This window comes from Streptomyces aureus, from assembly GCF_001418135.1.
Lineage (GTDB): Bacteria > Actinomycetota > Actinomycetes > Streptomycetales > Streptomycetaceae > Streptomyces > Streptomyces aureus_A.
Genome location: NZ_LIPQ01000514.1, coordinates 1 through 15,751, shown reverse-complemented (window position 1 = coordinate 15,751; position 15,751 = coordinate 1). Strand labels below are relative to the sequence as shown.

The following is a 15,751-nucleotide window of genomic DNA, read 5'->3' as shown; positions in this document are numbered from 1 at the left end:
ATCGTCGCCCGCCCAGGCCCGTACGGCCACCGGGGTGTCCGCGGCGGTGAGCATCGCGTCCAGGGAGCGGGCGAACGCGCGCTGTTCGCCGGTCGGCAGGAAGGCCATCAGCGACGCCCCTTCGGGAGGCCGAGCAGCCGCTCGGCGATGATGTCGCGCTGGATCTCGTTGGTGCCCGCGTAGAGGGGGCCCGCGAGGGCGAAGACGTACCCCTCCGCCCACGCGCCGTCCGCGAGCTCGCCGTCCGGGCCCAGGAGGTCCAGCGCCGTCTCGTGCAGGGCCAGGTCGTACTCCGACCAGAAGACCTTGTTGAGGCTGGACTCGGCCCCCGACGGCGCCCCCGCCGTCAGCCGGGCCGCGGCGCCCGCCGTGAACAGCTGGTACGCCCGTGCCCCGATCACCGCGTCCGCCACCCGGTCCCGCAGCGCCGAGTCCGCCGGATCGCCCTCCGTCCGCCAGAGCCGGACGAGCCGGTCGGCGGCGGCGAGGAAGCGGCCGGGGGAGCGGAGCATCAGTCCGCGCTCGTTGCCCGTCGTGGACATCGCGATGCGCCAGCCCTGGCCCGGCTCCCCGATCACGTCCTCGTCCGGGACGAACACCTCGTCGAGGAACAGCTCGGCGAAGGCGGGCTTGCCGTCGAGCCGGCCGACGGGCCGGACCGTCACCCCCGGCGCCCGCAGGTCGAACATGAGGTAGGTCAGGCCGCGGTGGGGCCGGTCCGCGTCCGGGTCGCTGCGGAAGATGCCGAAGGCCCGGTCGGCGAAGGCGGCCCGGGAGGACCAGGTCTTCTGCCCGGAGAGCAGCCAGCCGCCGTCCGTGCGGACCGCGCGGGAGGTGAGGGACGCCAGGTCGGAGCCGGCCTCGGGCTCCGACCAGGCCTGCGCCCAGATGGTCGCGCCGGTGGCCATCGACGGCAGTACGCGAGCGCGTTGGTCCGCCGTACCGTGGTCGAAGAGGGTGGGCGCGAGGAGCTGGACGCCGTTCTGCGAGACCCGGCCGGGCGCTCCCGCGGCCCAGTACTCCTCCTCGAAGACCAGCCACCGGGCGAGGTCGACGCCGCGGCCCCCGTACTCCTCGGGCCACGAGACCACCGACCAGCGGGCGGCGGCGAGTTCGGCCTCCCAGGCGCGGTGGGCGGCGAAGCCCCCGGCCGTCTCCAGGGAGGGCAGCGGCTCGGCGGGGACATGGTCCCGCAGCCACTCCCGGGCCTCCGCCCGGAAGGCCTCCTCGGTCCGCGTGTACGAGAGATCCATCGGTCGCCCCGCCCTCACCCGTTCCCTAACAAGTGTTTGGTAGGTTAACGTACGGCCATGAGCAGCGTCGAGGAGTTCCGGGCGGAGATACGGGGCTGGCTGAAGACCCACCTCAGCGGCTCCTTCGCCACCCTCAAGGGGCGCGGCGGGCCCGGCCGCGAGCACGAGGCCTTCACCGAACGCCTCGCCTGGGAAAGGCACCTGGCCGCCCACGGCTGGACCTGCGTCGGCTGGCCCGAGGAGTACGGCGGGCGCGGCGCGAGCATCGAGGAGCAGATCGCCTTCCACGAGGAGTACGCCCTCGCCGACGCCCCCGCCCGCGTCAACCACATCGGCGAACAGCTCCTCGGCCCCACCCTCATCGACCACGGCACCGAGGAGCAGAAGGCCCGCTTCCTGCCATCGATCCGCGCCGTCGAGGAACTCTGGTGCCAGGGCTACAGCGAACCCGGCGCCGGCTCCGACCTCGCCGCCGTCCGCACCCGCGCCGTCCTGGAGGACGGCCGGTGGGTGGTGCACGGGCAGAAGATCTGGACCTCCCTCGCCCACGAGTCCCAGTGGTGCTTCGTCCTGGCCCGCACGGAGCCGGGCTCACGGCGCCACGCCGGGCTCTCCTACCTCCTCGTCCCCCTCGACCGGCCCGGCGTCGAGATCCGGCCCATCGTCCAGCTCACCGGCACCAGCGAATTCAACGAGGTGTTCTTCGACGGGGCCGTCACCGACGCCGCGAACGTCGTCGGCGCACCCGGCGACGGCTGGCGGATCGCCATGGCCACCCTCGGCTACGAACGAGGCGTCTCCACCCTCGGCCAGCAGGTCGGCTTCCGCCGCGAACTCGACGCCCTCGTCGCCCTCGCCCGCCGCAACGGCGCCGCCGCCGACCCCGACGTCCGCGACCGCCTCACCCGCGCCTGGGCCGGCCTCGAAGCGCTCCGCGCGGGCGCCCTGCGCGGCACCGACCCCTCCGCCGCCAAGCTGTACTGGTCCCACTGGCACCGCGACCTCGGCGAACTCGCCCTGGAGGTGTGCGGCCCCGCCGCCACCCTGGCCGCCGGAGCCCCGTACGAACTCGACGACTGGCAGCGACTGTTCCTCTTCTCCCGCGCCGACACCGTCTACGCCGGATCCAGCGAGATCCAGCGGAACATCATCGCCGAGCGGGTGCTCGGCCTCCCGAAGGAGCCGCGCCCATGAGCCGTACCCCCGCGCCGCCCTACGTGCAGGGCCACGGACTCCTCGCCGGACGGACCGCCGTGATCACCGCCGCCGCCGGAGCCGGCATCGGCGGCGCCACCGCCCGACGCTTCCTCGAGGAGGGCGCCCGCGTCCTCGTCAGCGACGCCCACACCCGCCGCCTCAAGGAGACCGAGACCGCGCTCGCCGCCGAGTTCGGCGCGGACGCGGTCGCCTCCCAGCCCTGCGACGTCACCGACGAGGCCCAGGTCCAGGCGCTGTACGACACCGCCGTACGGCTCCACGGGCGCCTGGACATCACCGTCAACAACGCCGGCCTCGGCGGCACCGCGGAGCTCGCCGACATGACCGACGAACAGTGGAACCGGGTCCTCGACGTCACCCTCGGCGGCACCTTCCGCTGCACCCGCGCCGCCCTCCGCCACTTCCGCGACACGGCCGCCGGCGACGGCACCGGCGGCGTCGTCGTCAACAACGCCTCCGTCGTCGGCTGGCGCGCCCAGGCCGGCCAGGCCCACTACGCCGCCGCCAAGGCCGGCGTCATGGCCCTCACGCGCTGCGCGGCCGTCGAGGCCGCCGCGTACGGCGTCCGCGTCAACGCCGTCTCGCCGTCCCTCGCCATGCACCCCCACCTGGCCAAGGTCACCACCACCGAACTCCTCGACGAGCTGACCGCGCGCGAGGCCTTCGGCCGCCACGCCGAGCCCTGGGAGATCGCCAACGTCATCGTCTTCCTCGCCGGCGACTACTCCTCCTACATGACCGGCGAGACGGTCTCCGTCAGCAGCCAGCACCCGTAGGACCAGAATGGACGTGTGCCGAACACTCCCCAGAGCTCAAGCAAGAAGAAGACCCCGGTGAGCGGCGGGCCCGAGCGGCGCCGTGAACTCCTCGACACGGCGGCCGAGGTGTTCGCCGCCCAGGGGTACAACGCCACCACCGTCCGCAAGATCGCGGACGCCGCCGGCATGCTCGCCGGCAGCCTCTACTACCACTTCGACTCCAAGGAGTCGATGCTCGACGAGATCCTCTCCACCTTCCTCGACGAGCTGTGGGAGGGGTACGACGCCGTCCTCGACGCCGGACTCGGACCCCGCGAGACCATCGAGGCCCTCGTCACCGAGTCCTTCCGCGAGATCGACCGGCACCGCGCCGCCGTCGCCATCTACCAGAAGGAGTCCCGGCACCTCACCGACCAGCCCCGCTTCCACTACCTCACCGACTCGCAGCGCAAGTTCGAGAAGGCCTGGCTCGGCACCCTGGAACGGGGGGTCTCCGCCGGGGTCTTCCGCGCCGACCTGGACGTCCGCCTGACCTACCGGTTCGTCCGCGACACCGTCTGGGTCGCCGCGTCCTGGTACCGGCCGGGCGGCCTGCACAGCCCCGAGGAGATCGCCCGCCAGTACCTTTCCATGGTCCTGGACGGAATCGCCGTACGTACCTGACGACGCACGGTCCCGGCACCGGCCCGCGCGTCCCGCCCGACCCACCGGAGGAGTCGCCATGCCCGAGGCCTACATCGTCGAAGCGGTCCGCACGCCCGTGGGGCGCCGAGGGGGCGGACTCGCCGCCGTCCACCCGGCGGACCTCGGCGCCCACGCCCTGAAGGCCCTCGTCATCCGAGCGGGGGTCGATCCCGCCGCCGTCGACGACGTCGTCCTCGGCTGCCTCGACACCGTCGGGCCGCAGGCCGGCGACATCGCCCGTACGGCCTGGCTGGCCGCGGGCCTCCCCGAGGAGGTCCCCGGGGTGACCGTCGACCGCCAGTGCGGCTCGTCCCAGCAGGCCGTGCACTTCGCCGCCCAGGCGGTGATGTCCGGCACCCAGGACCTCGTCGTCGCCGGCGGCGTGCAGAACATGTCGATGATCCCCATCGCCTTCGCCTCCCGGCAGGCCGCCGAACCCCTCGGCCTCACCGGCGGCCCCTTCCACGGCAGCGAGGGCTGGCGCGCCCGGTACGGCGACGCGCCCGTCAACCAGTTCCACGGCGCCGAGCTGATCGCCGAGAAATGGCGGATCACCCGCCACGACCAGGAGGAATTCGCCCTCCGCTCGCACGAGCGGGCGCTCCGCGCCATCGACGGCGGCCGCTTCGCGCGGGAGACCGTGGCGTACGGAGACGTCACCGTCGACGAGGGGCCGCGCCGCGACACCAGCGCGGAGAAGATGGCCGGGCTCCGGCCGGTCGTCGACGGCGGCACCATCACCGCCGCCTGCTCCTCCCAGGTCTCCGACGGGGCGGCGGCACTGCTCCTGGCGAGCGAGCGGGCCGTACGGGAGCACGGGCTCACCCCCCGCGCCCGGATCCACCACCTCTCGGCACGTGGCGAGGACCCGATCCGGATGCTGTCCGCACCGATACCCGCGACCGCCCACGCGCTCAAGAAGACCGGCCTGACCATCGACGACATCGACCTCGTCGAGATCAACGAGGCCTTCGCACCGGTCGTCCTCGCCTGGCTGAAGGAGACCGGCGCCGACCCGGCCCGGGTCAACGTCAACGGCGGCGCGATCGCCCTGGGCCACCCGCTCGGCGCGACCGGCGCGAAACTGATGACGACACTCCTCCACGAACTGGAACGCACCGGAGGCCGCTACGGCCTCCAGACCATGTGCGAGGGCGGCGGCCAGGCGAACGTGACGATCATCGAAAGGCTCTGACGATCACCGGGCGGGCTGTGAGGTCGCCCACGTCACACCCTCCTGGTCAGGTCTGATCCGTCCGGGCATCGGTCGGGAGGGGCGGGAAGGTTCCGGGGCGCACTATTGTTCCGGTAGAGACATCCGGGGCTCGTACCGCGCGTTCCGGGAAAACAGCCGGGGCCCGTATCGCGTGTTCCGGGTAGAGCAGCCGGGGCCCGCACCGCGCAGGTGCGGGCCCTGGCTGTGCCGCGAGCACCGGCCAGAAAGGCACGCATGACCCGCTCCGAACGCCCTCACAAGCGCAGCCCCCGCACCGCCCAGGCGAAGTCCACGTCACAGCCGAAGGCCTCCCGCGGAGGGCGCCGTCCCTCCGCGCCCCCGCCGCCGAGCGAGTTCACCCCGCCGGAGACGGTGACGCCCGCCCTGCCCGCGGTGGCCGCCTTCGCCGACCTCGACATGCCCGAGGGCCTGCTGCGGACCCTGGGCGAGCAGGGCGTCACGGAGCCGTTCCCGATCCAGGCCGCGACCCTCCCGAACTCGCTGGCCGGCCGTGACGTGCTCGGCCGGGGACGTACCGGTTCCGGCAAGACCCTCGCGTTCGGACTCGCGATCCTGGCCCGCTCGGCCGGCCGCCGCGCCGAGCCGGGCGCGCCGCTCGCGCTCGTCCTGGTGCCCACCCGCGAGCTCGCGCAGCAGGTGACCGACGCGCTCACCCCGTACGCCTCCGCGCTGCGGCTCCGCATCACCACCGTCGTCGGCGGCATGTCGATCAGCCGGCAGTCGTCCGCGCTGCGGCGCGGCGCCGAGATCCTCATCGCCACGCCCGGCCGGCTGCACGACCTCATCGACCGCGGCGACTGCCGTCTCGACCAGGTCGCCGTCACCGTCCTCGACGAGGCCGACCAGATGGCCGACATGGGCTTCCTGCCCCAGGTCACGAAGCTGCTGAAGCAGGTCGAGCCGGACGGGCAGCGCCTGCTGTTCTCGGCCACCCTCGACCGGAACATCGACCGCCTGGTCAAGATGTTCCTCGACGACCCGGTCGTGCACTCGGTCGACCCGTCGGCCGGCGCGGTCACCACCATGGAGCACCACGTCCTGTACGTGGCCGACGAGACCGACAAGAAGGCCGTCACGCTGCGGATCGCGGCCCGCGACGGCCGGACGATCCTCTTCCTGGACACCAAGCGGTCCGTGGACCGGCTGGTCAAGCGGCTCCTCGCCAACGGCGTACGGGCCTCCGGCCTGCACGGCGGCCGCTCGCAGCCGCAGCGGAACCGGACCCTCGACCAGTTCAAGAGCGGTCAGGTCACCACGCTCGTCGCCACGAACGTGGCCGCGCGCGGCATCCACGTCGACGACCTCGACATGGTCGTCAACGTCGACCCGCCGATGGACCACAAGGACTACCTGCACCGCGGCGGCCGCACCGCCCGCGCAGGCGAGTCCGGCAGCGTCTTCACCCTCGTCCTGCCCGAGCAGAAGCGCGACATGGGCCGTCTGATGTCGAACGCGGGCATCAGCCCCCGCACGGCGCAGATCAAGTCCAGCGACGAGCAGCTCGCCGAGCTGACCGGCGCGCGGGAGCCCTCGGGCGTCCCGGTCGTCGTCGAGACCCCGCAGCCGACCCAGCCCCGCAAGCCGGCAGGCTCCGGTGCCGGCGGTGGCCGTTCCGCGGGCCGGCGCCGCCGTCCCGCCCCGGCCGGAGGCACGGCCGGCACGGGCACGGGCCGTTCCGGAGCCACGGGCACGGCCGCGGGCCGCGCCGCGGGCTCCGCGGGCCGTACGTCGGGCACCGCGGGCCGCACCGCCGGTTCCGCCGCCGGCTCGGGCCGCGCGTCCGGCGGTGGCCGGGGCGCCGGCACGGGCGGCGGACGGGGCGCCGCCGCGGGTGCCGGTGCCGGTGCGGGTCGCGCCGGGCGTCAGGCCCCGGGCACCAGCCGTTCGCGCAGCGCCAGCAGTTCGCGGAACTCCAGGCCGAGGCCGTCCGACACGTAACGGAACACGCTCCCGTACGAGGAGCGCAGCTGCTCCAGGGCGGTGTCGAGGTACTCCGCCCGCACCTCCTGGAGCGGAATGATCAGGGCCGGGTTCTCCATGAGCCCGGCCTGTTTCAGTCCCTCCCGCAGCCGCGCGTCGTACGCGGCGCGGAAGGTGTTGGAGGCCAGGTAGTCCTCGCGGGCGAGGGAGTCGGGCACGCCGAGGAGCGTGAGCAGCAGCCAGCCGGTCCAGCCGGTGCGGTCCTTGCCCGAGGTGCAGTGCAGGAGCAGCGGGCCCCGGCGGGGGTCGGCCAGGTCCCGCAGGGTCGCCGCGAAGGCGGCCCGGTTCGCGGGGTCGGTGACGAACGTCCGGTACACCTCGCGCATGAACGCGGCGGCCCGTCCGCCGCCCAGCATCTCCTCCTGCCGCACCGGGTCGCGCGAGCCGATCGCGGTGAGCAGCTGCCCGAAGAGGCCGTTGTCGGTGACGGGCCGGGGGACCGGGACGGCACCGGCCGGGAGCCGGTCGGCGCCGTCGTGGCCGACCTCCAGGGGGATCCGCAGGTCGACCACGGTGCCGAGGCCGAGCCCGGCGAGCGTGGTCACGTCCGCGTCGGTCAGCGTGGCGAGGTGGTCGCCCCGGTAGGCGAGGCCGTACCGGACCCGGCTCCCGTCGTAGGTGGGGTAGCCGCCGAGGTCGCGGACGTTGACGGCGCCCTGGAGCGGGATCCGCCGGATCGGGGGCGCCTGCGGGAACCGGGGGCGGGCGGTCGCCTCCGTGGGCAGGGCGCCGAGCAGGGCGGTGGCGCCGGTGGCGGTGAGCAGCGCGCGTCGAGACAGGTGCACGGCCGGACTCCTTTGCGGCTCAATGGGGTTGAGGGTTGAGGGTGGGCGGTGCGGCGGGTGGGGCACTCCTCGGATCGCCCCTCCGGGTCACCCGTCGGGGTCCCTCCTCCGGGTCACCCGTCGGGGTACCTCGTCCGGATCACCCGTCGGGTCACTCATCGGGGTGCGGCAGTGTCCGCAGGACCTGCGCGGCCTCCGTCATGATCCGGGTGACCAGTTCCTCGCAGCTGGGCAGGTCGTCGATGACTCCCGCGACCTGACCGGCCGCCATGACGCCGAGGTCGGTGCGGCCCTCGACCATGGACGCCCGCAGCAGCATCGGGGTGTTCGCGGCGAGCAGGACCTGGCTCCACGACAGGTCCTTGCCGTGGCGCATGGCCAGGCCGTCGCGGATCATCGCGGGCCAGGAGAGCCCGGAGATCCGGCGGAAGCCGGCCGCCCGGCGCAGCGCCCGGGCCAGGGACCGTATCCGCCCGGCGTGCTCCAGGGACGCGACGAGGTCGGTGCGGAGCATCCGGTGCGGCAGCCCGTCGACGGCCGTCGTCACGGTGACGTCCTTGACCGTGGCCGCCAGATAGCGGGCCTTCACCGCCTCCGGCACGGTCGAGTCGGAGGTCAGCAGGAAGCGGGTCCCCATGGCGACGCCCGCCGCCCCGTGGGCGAGGGCGGCGACCAGGCCCCGCCCGTCGCGGAAGCCGCCCGCGGCGATCACCGGGATGTCGACGGCGTCCACCACCTGCGGCAGCAGGACGGTCGTCGCGACCTCGCCGGTGTGGCCGCCGCCCTCGCCGCCCTGGACGAGCACCGCGTCCGCGCCCCAGCCGGCGACCTTCTCGGCGTGCCGCCGGGCGCCGACGGAGGGGATCACGACGACCCCGGCGTCCTTGAGCTCGGCGATCAGGTCCCGGGACGGGGCGAGGGCGAAGGAGGCGACCCGTACGCCCTCGTCGACGATGATCCGGACCCGTTCGCGGGCGTCCCCGGCGTCGGCGCGCAGGTTCACCCCGAAGGGCCGGTCGGTGCGGGACTTCACCTCGCGGACGGCGGCGCGCAGCTCCTCCACGGTCATCGTGGCGGAGGCGAGGACACCGAGCGCACCCGCGTTCGCGGTGGCGGAGACGAGCCGGGGCCCGGCGACCCAGCCCATCCCGGTCTGCACGAGGGGGTGGCGGACGCCGACCAGCTGGGTCAGAGCGGTCTCCATCAGGCCCTGACCTCGCGGTTCCGCAGCCCGCGCGGGTCGATGACCTCGCGGATCAGCCGGAGTTCCGCGGCGGTGGGCTCGCGGGTGCACGGCACGTCCTCGCCGGTCACCAGGTCGAAGCCGGTGGCCGCCCGGACCTCGTCGACGGTGACGCCCGGGTGCACGGACACGAGCCGCATCGCGTGGTCGGGTGTCTCGAAGTCGAGGACGGCGAGGTCCGTCACCACCCGGGGGAGGCGGTGGTACGGCCCGACGGCGTGGTCGTAACCGACGCCGCAGATCATGTCGACCCGCTCCACGAAGACCCGGGTCGAGTGCTTGGGGATCCAGTAACTCACCGGGTTGTTCAGGGTGTTGGCGGGCGCGCCGCGGACGCCGAGGAGCTGCCGGGTCGGTTGCTCCCAGTCGCCGATGCAGGAGATGTTCTGGTTGCCGTACCGGTCGATCTGGCTGGCGCCCATCATCACGTGCCGTCTGCCGCCGGTGACCATGGTGAGGTGCCTGCGGTACGGCAGCCAGCCCTCGGGCCGCCCGTCGAGTCCGACGAGCAGGGCCTCGCCGTCGGTGAGGAGGAGGTCGGGGGAGAAGGTGTGCTTGGCGAGGCGGGCGCCGAACGAGGGGATCAGACCCATGGGGCTGGCGAGCACCTCGCCGTTGTCGCGCCAGGCCTCGGCGCAGGCGATCACGCAGTACTCGGCCCGGCTGGTCACCGCTGTCGTCGTGTCCGTCGTCACTTCCGCTGCTCCTTGTGCCAGGCCTGGACGGCCGCCTGGTAGTCGCCCTCGCTCTTGCCCGAGAGGAAGCGTTCGGCGAACTCGGGCCAGGGGGTGGTCGCGTAGAGCTTCTGGAACGGCTCGTCGCGGTCGTGGTCGGGGACACAGGAGGTGAAGTGGGCCCCGTTCGGGGTCTCGACGACGCCGGTGACGCTGTGGCGGCTGACGAGGAGCGTCTGGGGCACGGTGTCCGGCGCGAAGGACTCCACCATCTGCTCGCAGGAGACGTACGCCGTGTCGGCGGCCTCGCAGAACAGGTCGTCGAAGTACGGATCGGGGCCGAGGTACTGGCCGTTCCCGAGCCGGTCGGCGCGATTGAGGTGGACCAGGGCGGCGTCCATGCGCAGCGCGGGCGCGGCGACGAACTCCTCGCCGTCCTCGTACGGTGAGGTGACGGTCCGCAGACCCGGGTTGACCCGCATCACGTCGGAGCCGAGGCCGGCCCGGACCGGCAGGAAGGGCAGCCGGTTGGCGGCGGCGTGCAGCCCCCACATGAACATCGCCTCGTCGAGTTCGGTGAGCTCGAAGGCACCGCGCTCGCGGGCGGCCCGGTAGTGCGGTTCGAGGGGGACGGAGTCCAGGGTCACGAAGGGCGCCACGAGCCGCCGGATCCGGCCGGCGGCCGCGAGCAGTCCGACGTCCGGGCCACCGTACGAGATCACGGTGAGATCACTGATCTCGGACCGGAGCAGTGCTCTGACCAGGGCCATCGGCTTGCGCCGCGCGCCCCAGCCGCCGATCCCGATCGTCATGCCGGAGCGGAGCCGGCCGACGACGTCCTCGGGGGTCAGTACCTTGTCCGGCCGCTCTGCCCTCTTCTCTGTCCTCCGGTTCACGCGGAGCCCTCCTTCCCGAAGGTGTCGCGGACCCGGTCCGCGACCCCGCTCAGATTGGCCTCGAAGGTGAAGCCCTGCTCGAAGCGGTAGCTGCGCCGGACGTCCACGGGGTCGATGCCGTTGAGCGCGGCCTTGGCGAGCCGCAGGAGACTGCCGTCCTTCGCGGCGATCTCCCCGGCCAGACCGAGCGCCGCGTCGAGCAGGCCGGCACGCGGCACCACCTTCCACACCGACCCGTGGGCGTGCAGTTCGGCGGCGGTCGCGGTCCGCGAGGTGTAGTAGAGCGCCCGCATCAGGTGCTGGGGCACGAGCCGCGCCAGATGGGTGGCGGCGCCGAGCGCGCCCCGGTCCAGCTCCGGCAGGCCGAAGACTGCGTCCTCGGCGGCGACGATCGCGTCGGCGTTGCCGACGAGCCCGATGCCGCCGCCCAGACAGTGTCCCGCGACCGCGGCGACGACCGGCACCTCGCACTCGTACACGGCGGCGAAGGCCTCGGCGCAGCCGCTGTTGGCGCCGATCAGGGAGGTGTGGCCGGGGTCGCGCTGCAACTCCTTGATGTCGACGCCCGCGTTGAAGCCGCGGCCCTCGGCGGTGAGCACGACGCAGCGGACCTCGGGGTCGCGGCCCGCCGTGCGGACGGCGTCGGCGAGCGCGTACCAGCCCTTCACGGGCAGGGCGTTGACGGGCGGGAAGTCGACGGTGACCAGGGCCACGCCCGGAGTGGGGCGCGAGGTGCAGACACCCATGAGTGGATCAGCTACCTTTCCACCAAACGTTTGTTAGGTACCCTCTGGAGGAGGAAGGTAGCAGCCGATGGAGCTGGACGGGAGGGTCGTGCTCGTCACCGGCGGAACCCGTGGCGTCGGCGCGGGCATCGCCCGGGCCTTTCTGCGGGCCGGCGCCCGGGTCGCCGTCTGCGCCCGCAGACCCCCGGACGCACCGGTCGAAGCGGCGGGCCGCACCGCCGAGTTCCACCCCGTCGACCTGCGGGAACCCACCGCCGTACGGGAGTTCCTCACCGGCTTCGCCGAGCGGTACGGACGGCTCGACGCCCTCGTCAACAACGCGGGCGGCACCCCGTACCGCCTCCTGGGGGAGAGCGGCGCGGAACGCCACGCACGCGTGGTCGAGCTGAACCTCACCGCCCCGCTCACCGTCAGCCTCGCCGCCCACCCGCTCCTCCGGGCCTCGCGCGGCGCCGTCGTCATGATCGGCAGCGTCAGCGGCACCCGGCCCTCCCCCGGCACGGCCGCCTACGGCGCGGCCAAGGCGGGCCTGGAGAACCTCGCCCGCTCGATGGCCGTCGAATGGGCCCCGGAGGTACGGGTCAACACCCTGGTCCTCGGCATGGTGGAGACCGAACTGTCCCACCTCCACTACGGCGACGAGGCCGGGATCGCCGCCGTCGGCCGGACCGTACCCCTGGGCCGGCTCGCCGCGCCGGACGAGATCGGGGAGGCCGCGGTCTTCCTCGCCTCCGACCGGGCGGCCTACGTGTCGGGGGCCTCTCTGCTCGTGCACGGCGGCGGGGAGCGCCCCGCCTTCCTGGACGCCGCGACCGTCAATGCCGCGACCGTCAATGCCACGGCCGCCGACGTCGCGGCCGTCAGCCCCGCGGCCGTCGATGTCGCGGCCGTCGATGTCCCGAACGCCGACGTCGCGGCCGTCGACGTCGCAACCGCCGACAAGGAGAGTCGAGATGGGTCTGTGTGACGAGCGAGTGGTGATCGTGACGGGAGCGGGCCGGGGTCTCGGCCGGGCGCACGCGCTCGCCTTCGCCGCAGAGGGGGCCCGGGTCGTCGTCAACGACCTCGGGGTCGGCCTGGACGGCCGGCCCGGGCCGGACAGCCCGGCGGCCGCGGTCGTCGAGGAGATCCGGGCGGCCGGTGGTGAGGCCGTCGCCCACGGCGGCGACATCGCGACCACCGAGGGCGCCGCCTCGCTGGTCGCGACCGCCCTCGACACGTACGGCCGGCTCGACACCCTCGTCAGCAACGCGGGCTTCCTGCGCGACCGGATGCTGGTGAACCTCGACGAGGAGGACTGGGACGCGGTCATGCGGGTCCACGGCAAGGGCCACTTCCTGCCCCTGCGGCACGCGGGCGCGTACTGGCGGGCCGAGGCGAAGGCCGGGCGCACGCCGGTGGCGCGGGTCGTCCACACCACCTCGGGTGCCGGACTCCTCGGCAGCGTCGGGCAGGGCAACTACGCGGCGGCCAAGGCCGCGATCGTCGGCCTCACCCTGGTCGCGGCGGCCGAGCTCGCCCGGTACGGGGTCCAGGTCAACGCGATCGCCCCGGCGGCCAGGACCCGGATGACCGAGCGGGTCTTCGACGGTCTCGACGCGCTGCCCGAGGACGTGTCGCCGCTCGTGGTGTGGCTGGGCTCGGCCGCGTCGGACGGTGTGACCGGCAGGGTCTTCGAGGCCGAGGGCGGCCGTCTCACCGTCATGGAGGGCTGGCGGCCGGGCCCGACGGCCGACAAGGGCGCGCGCCGGACCCCGGCGGAGGCGGGGGAGGCGGCCCGGCGTCTCCTGGCGGAGGCGGAGCCGCCGCACCCGGTGTACGGGGCCTGAGTCGCGGCGGGCGGCATGCGGCCCGAGTCGCGGTGGGCGGGCATGCGGCCCGAGTCGCCGTGCGCCTGTTCCGTCACTCCGTGAGGCGTCGGGTCGCCGCGCGCTGGCGTGCGGTCGCCCCGGTCAGGAAGCGGGTGATCGTCACCAGCTCGTCGGTCGTGAACTCCTCGTAGAGTTCGTGGACCTCGCGCGCCCAGTCGTCGAAGAGGGGGGCGAGTTCGGCCAGCTTCTCGGGGCGGGGCTCGACGAGCACCCGGCGTCTGTCCGTGGGGTGCTTCACCCTGCGGACGAATCCCTTGCGTTCCAGGCGGTCGACGAGCCCGGTGACGGAGGCGGGGGCGAGGCCGGAGTGCTCGGCCAGCTCCTTGGCGGTGAGGGCGCCGTGCCGCTGCAGCAGGTCGAGCGTCTTGGTCTCGGTGGCGCCCAGGTCCTGCTGTGCGGCGACCGCGGAGTGGAAGGCGACGGAGGCGGCGCTGGAGTCCCGGCCGGCGGCGGTGAGGGCGGCGATGACCTCGGTGCGGCGTCCTGCGTCCTTCTCGCTCATGGGGCGCACCCTAGCAAAATTCGTTTAGTTCGGCCGAACGAAAGACTTGCGACCACGGACGGGCTCATGCCACCTTTTATTTCGTTAGGCCGAACGAAATAAAAGGAGAGGCCGCGATGTCCGCGACAGCCACGACCGACCCCACCGCCACCGGCGACCCGCACCCCGTCCACCCGCGCCGCTGGGCCGCCGCCGTCGTCATGATGGTCGCCGCCCTGATGGACCTGGTGGACGTCACCATCGTCAATGTCGCCCTGCCCTCCCTCGGGGAAGGTCTCGGCGCCTCCGAGAGCGCCCTCCAGTGGACCGTCTCGGCCTACCTCCTGGGCTTCGCCGCCACCCTCGTCGTCGCCGGCCGGCTCGGCGACCGCTACGGCCGCAAGGAACTCTTCCTCGCCGGCACGGCGGGCTTCGGCCTCGCCAGCCTGGCCTGCGGCCTCGCCCAGAGCCCCGGACAGCTCATCGCGGCACGCGCCGTGCAGGGCGTCACCGCCGCCGTCCTCATGCCCCAGGTCCTCGGCTCCTTCCAGAGCCTCTTCCACGGCAAGGACCGGGGGAAGGTCTTCGGGATGTACGGAGCGGTGGCCGGGTTCGCCTCCGCGATCGGGCTGCTGCTCGGTGGGATCCTCACCGACGCCGACCTCTTCGGGCTCGGCTGGCGGAGCGTCTTCCTCGTCAACGTGCCGGTCTCCCTCCTCACCCTGGCCGCCGCCGTCGTGCTCGTACCCCGCACCCGCGAACGCGCCGCCGCCCGGCCCCCGGTGCTCGGCAGTCTCGTCCTCGCCGCCGGACTCGTCGCCGTCGTCCTGCCGCTCGTCCAGGGCCGCGGCTGGGGCTGGCCGCTCCGGGGCTGGGTCCTGCTCGCCGCCGGAGTGCTCGCGGTGGTCGCGGTCGCGGCGCGCGGCTCGGTGCTGCCGGGCCGGATGTTCACCGTCCCCGCCTTCAAGTACGGCCTCGCCGTCCAGCTTCTCTTCGCCTTCGGCATGCAGGGCTTCTTCCTGGTCCTCGCGATCTGGCTGCAGGGCGGCCAGGGCTACACCCCGACCCAGGCCGGCGTCCTGATGGCCGCCTTCTCGGCCGGCGGATTCCTCACCGCGCCCGCCGCCGAACCCCTCGCGGCCAGGCTCGGCCGGTACGTCCCGACCGCGGGCGCCCTCCTCATGGCGGGCGGCTACGGCTGGGTCTGGTACGCCATGGAGGCCGCGGCCCCCGCGCACACCGGCGCGTGGCCCCTGGTCCCCGGCCTCGCCGTCGCGGGCGCGGGCCTCGGTCTCCTCGTCGTCCCGCTCGTCGGCATCGTGCTGTCGGCCGCCCCGGCCGAACTCGCGGGCGGCGCGTCCGGAGTCTTCTCCACGGCCCAGCAGTTCGGCGGCGCGCTCGGCGCGGCGGCCATCGGAACGGCCTGGTTCGCCGACCTCTCGCTCGGCGCGGCGATGCCGTGGGTCCTCGCCGCGTACGGCGCGGCGGCCCTGCTCGGCCTGCGGCTCCCGGCGGGCGGCCGCGGCTGAGGACCGCTCGGTGCCCACAAGGCGGCCGTCGGAGTCCGAGACCCGCTCGTGCCGACGGGGCGGCCGTCGGATTCCGAGACCCGCTCGTGCCCACGAGGCGGCCCTCGGAATCCGAGAGGGCTCCGGCGGTCGCCGGGCGTTCCCCAGCCACCGGCGACAGGGCCCCGGACGGCGGCCCGCGTTCCCCGCGGGCCCCCGGGTCACTCCCGCGTCCACGGAATCCGCACGTTCGCGGGCAAGCAGTCAACGTCCCGCGAATTGAAGGGAGTCGGCCTTCCCGGCCGGATCTACGCGCGTCAAAATCTCAGCCATGCGAATCCCCCCTCGATTCACCCTCGCCGGCGGTGTGGCCGCCGCCCTCGTCTCCTCCCTCCTCCTCGGCGCCCCGGCCACCGC

Annotated in this window: 15 protein-coding genes; 8 read left to right on the top strand and 7 right to left on the bottom strand. The window is 73.8% G+C overall.

All coding sequences use genetic code 11. From position 1 onward, the window contains the following. Positions 1–107 precede the first annotated feature (107 nt). A complete protein-coding gene (locus AOK00_RS32780) occupies positions 108–1,253 on the bottom strand; it encodes an acyl-CoA dehydrogenase family protein (RefSeq protein ID WP_055603796.1) in 1,146 nt (381 codons plus the stop codon). Positions 1,254–1,310: 57 nt separating this feature from the next. Here AOK00_RS32780 and AOK00_RS32775 point away from each other — a divergent pair, with 57 nt between their 5' ends. The 5 genes from AOK00_RS32775 to AOK00_RS32755 all read left to right on the top strand — a co-directional run bounded on the left by AOK00_RS32775 (position 1,311) and on the right by AOK00_RS32755 (position 7,088). Next, a complete protein-coding gene (locus tag AOK00_RS32775; RefSeq protein WP_055603795.1) occupies positions 1,311–2,447 on the top strand; it encodes an acyl-CoA dehydrogenase family protein in 1,137 nt (378 codons plus the stop codon). Next, positions 2,444–3,247 carry an SDR family oxidoreductase gene (locus tag AOK00_RS32770; protein ID WP_055603794.1) on the top strand — a complete coding sequence of 268 codons (804 nt, stop codon included), beginning with the start codon at positions 2,444–2,446 and terminating at the stop codon, positions 3,245–3,247. The genes AOK00_RS32775 and AOK00_RS32770 overlap by 4 nt, the downstream gene beginning before the upstream one ends. A gap of 15 nt (positions 3,248–3,262) precedes the next feature. Continuing rightward, positions 3,263–3,892: a TetR/AcrR family transcriptional regulator gene (locus AOK00_RS32765; protein WP_079042313.1), complete on the top strand. Its 630-nt coding sequence runs from the start codon at positions 3,263–3,265 to the stop codon at positions 3,890–3,892. 58 nt (positions 3,893–3,950) lie between these two features. Further along, the gene (locus AOK00_RS32760) at positions 3,951–5,108 is read left to right on the top strand and encodes an acetyl-CoA C-acetyltransferase (RefSeq protein WP_055603792.1); all 1,158 of its coding nucleotides are present in this window, start codon (positions 3,951–3,953) and stop codon (positions 5,106–5,108) included. Between the two features lie 255 nt (positions 5,109–5,363). Next, positions 5,364–7,088, top strand: coding sequence for a DEAD/DEAH box helicase (locus AOK00_RS32755; protein WP_055603791.1), 1,725 nt, complete (start codon positions 5,364–5,366; stop codon positions 7,086–7,088). On the opposite strand, the gene AOK00_RS32750 is transcribed toward AOK00_RS32755, so the two are convergent. From AOK00_RS32750 to AOK00_RS32730, 5 genes are all read right to left on the bottom strand, one after another. Next, positions 7,013–7,915 (bottom strand): tyrosine-protein phosphatase, encoded by a 903-nt coding sequence (locus tag AOK00_RS32750; protein WP_055603790.1) that lies wholly within the window; start codon positions 7,913–7,915, stop codon positions 7,013–7,015. The two genes, AOK00_RS32755 and AOK00_RS32750, sit on opposite strands and share 76 nt — an antisense overlap. 151 nt (positions 7,916–8,066) lie before the next feature. Then, on the bottom strand, positions 8,067–9,119 hold the full coding sequence (locus AOK00_RS32745; protein ID WP_055603789.1) for an NAD(P)H-dependent flavin oxidoreductase: 1,053 nt from the start codon (positions 9,117–9,119) through the stop codon (positions 8,067–8,069). After that, positions 9,119–9,853, bottom strand: a complete 735-nt coding sequence (locus tag AOK00_RS32740) for a CoA-transferase subunit beta (RefSeq protein ID WP_079042312.1) — start codon at positions 9,851–9,853, stop codon at positions 9,119–9,121. Before AOK00_RS32740 ends, AOK00_RS32745 begins: the two co-directional genes overlap by 1 nt. Next, the gene (locus tag AOK00_RS32735) at positions 9,850–10,728 is read right to left on the bottom strand and encodes a CoA transferase subunit A (RefSeq protein WP_055603788.1); all 879 of its coding nucleotides are present in this window, start codon (positions 10,726–10,728) and stop codon (positions 9,850–9,852) included. Before AOK00_RS32735 ends, AOK00_RS32740 begins: the two co-directional genes overlap by 4 nt. Then, positions 10,725–11,474 (bottom strand): enoyl-CoA hydratase family protein, encoded by a 750-nt coding sequence (locus AOK00_RS32730; RefSeq protein WP_055603787.1) that lies wholly within the window; start codon positions 11,472–11,474, stop codon positions 10,725–10,727. Before AOK00_RS32730 ends, AOK00_RS32735 begins: the two co-directional genes overlap by 4 nt. A 67-nt stretch (positions 11,475–11,541) precedes the next feature. On the opposite strand from AOK00_RS32730, the gene AOK00_RS32725 reads away from it, so the two are divergent. Then, on the top strand, positions 11,542–12,441 hold the full coding sequence (locus AOK00_RS32725) for an SDR family oxidoreductase (protein ID WP_079042311.1): 900 nt from the start codon (positions 11,542–11,544) through the stop codon (positions 12,439–12,441). After that, positions 12,428–13,303, top strand: coding sequence for an SDR family oxidoreductase (locus tag AOK00_RS32720; RefSeq protein WP_055603786.1), 876 nt, complete (start codon positions 12,428–12,430; stop codon positions 13,301–13,303). The genes AOK00_RS32725 and AOK00_RS32720 overlap by 14 nt, the downstream gene beginning before the upstream one ends. A 73-nt stretch (positions 13,304–13,376) precedes the next feature. Here AOK00_RS32720 and AOK00_RS32715 read toward each other — a convergent pair whose 3' ends face one another. Further along, the gene (locus AOK00_RS32715; RefSeq protein WP_055603785.1) at positions 13,377–13,847 is read right to left on the bottom strand and encodes a MarR family winged helix-turn-helix transcriptional regulator; all 471 of its coding nucleotides are present in this window, start codon (positions 13,845–13,847) and stop codon (positions 13,377–13,379) included. A 116-nt stretch (positions 13,848–13,963) separates the two neighbouring features. Here AOK00_RS32715 and AOK00_RS32710 point away from each other — a divergent pair, with 116 nt between their 5' ends. Continuing rightward, positions 13,964–15,355 carry an MFS transporter gene (locus AOK00_RS32710; protein WP_055603784.1) on the top strand — a complete coding sequence of 464 codons (1,392 nt, stop codon included), beginning with the start codon at positions 13,964–13,966 and terminating at the stop codon, positions 15,353–15,355. Positions 15,356–15,751: the final 396 nt, after the last annotated feature.

Coding starts and splice junctions, on each gene's coding strand:
- AOK00_RS32780 (WP_055603796.1), bottom strand. CDS start 1,253: ATGGATCTCTCGTACACGCGGACCGAGGAGGCCTTCCGGGCGGAGGCC.
- AOK00_RS32775 (WP_055603795.1), top strand. CDS start 1,311: ATGAGCAGCGTCGAGGAGTTCCGGGCGGAGATACGGGGCTGGCTGAAG.
- AOK00_RS32770 (WP_055603794.1), top strand. CDS start 2,444: ATGAGCCGTACCCCCGCGCCGCCCTACGTGCAGGGCCACGGACTCCTC.
- AOK00_RS32760 (WP_055603792.1), top strand. CDS start 3,951: ATGCCCGAGGCCTACATCGTCGAAGCGGTCCGCACGCCCGTGGGGCGC.
- AOK00_RS32755 (WP_055603791.1), top strand. CDS start 5,364: ATGACCCGCTCCGAACGCCCTCACAAGCGCAGCCCCCGCACCGCCCAG.
- AOK00_RS32745 (WP_055603789.1), bottom strand. CDS start 9,119: ATGGAGACCGCTCTGACCCAGCTGGTCGGCGTCCGCCACCCCCTCGTG.
- AOK00_RS32730 (WP_055603787.1), bottom strand. CDS start 11,474: ATGGGTGTCTGCACCTCGCGCCCCACTCCGGGCGTGGCCCTGGTCACC.
- AOK00_RS32725 (WP_079042311.1), top strand. CDS start 11,542: ATGGAGCTGGACGGGAGGGTCGTGCTCGTCACCGGCGGAACCCGTGGC.
- AOK00_RS32720 (WP_055603786.1), top strand. CDS start 12,428: ATGGGTCTGTGTGACGAGCGAGTGGTGATCGTGACGGGAGCGGGCCGG.
- AOK00_RS32715 (WP_055603785.1), bottom strand. CDS start 13,847: ATGAGCGAGAAGGACGCAGGACGCCGCACCGAGGTCATCGCCGCCCTC.
- AOK00_RS32710 (WP_055603784.1), top strand. CDS start 13,964: ATGTCCGCGACAGCCACGACCGACCCCACCGCCACCGGCGACCCGCAC.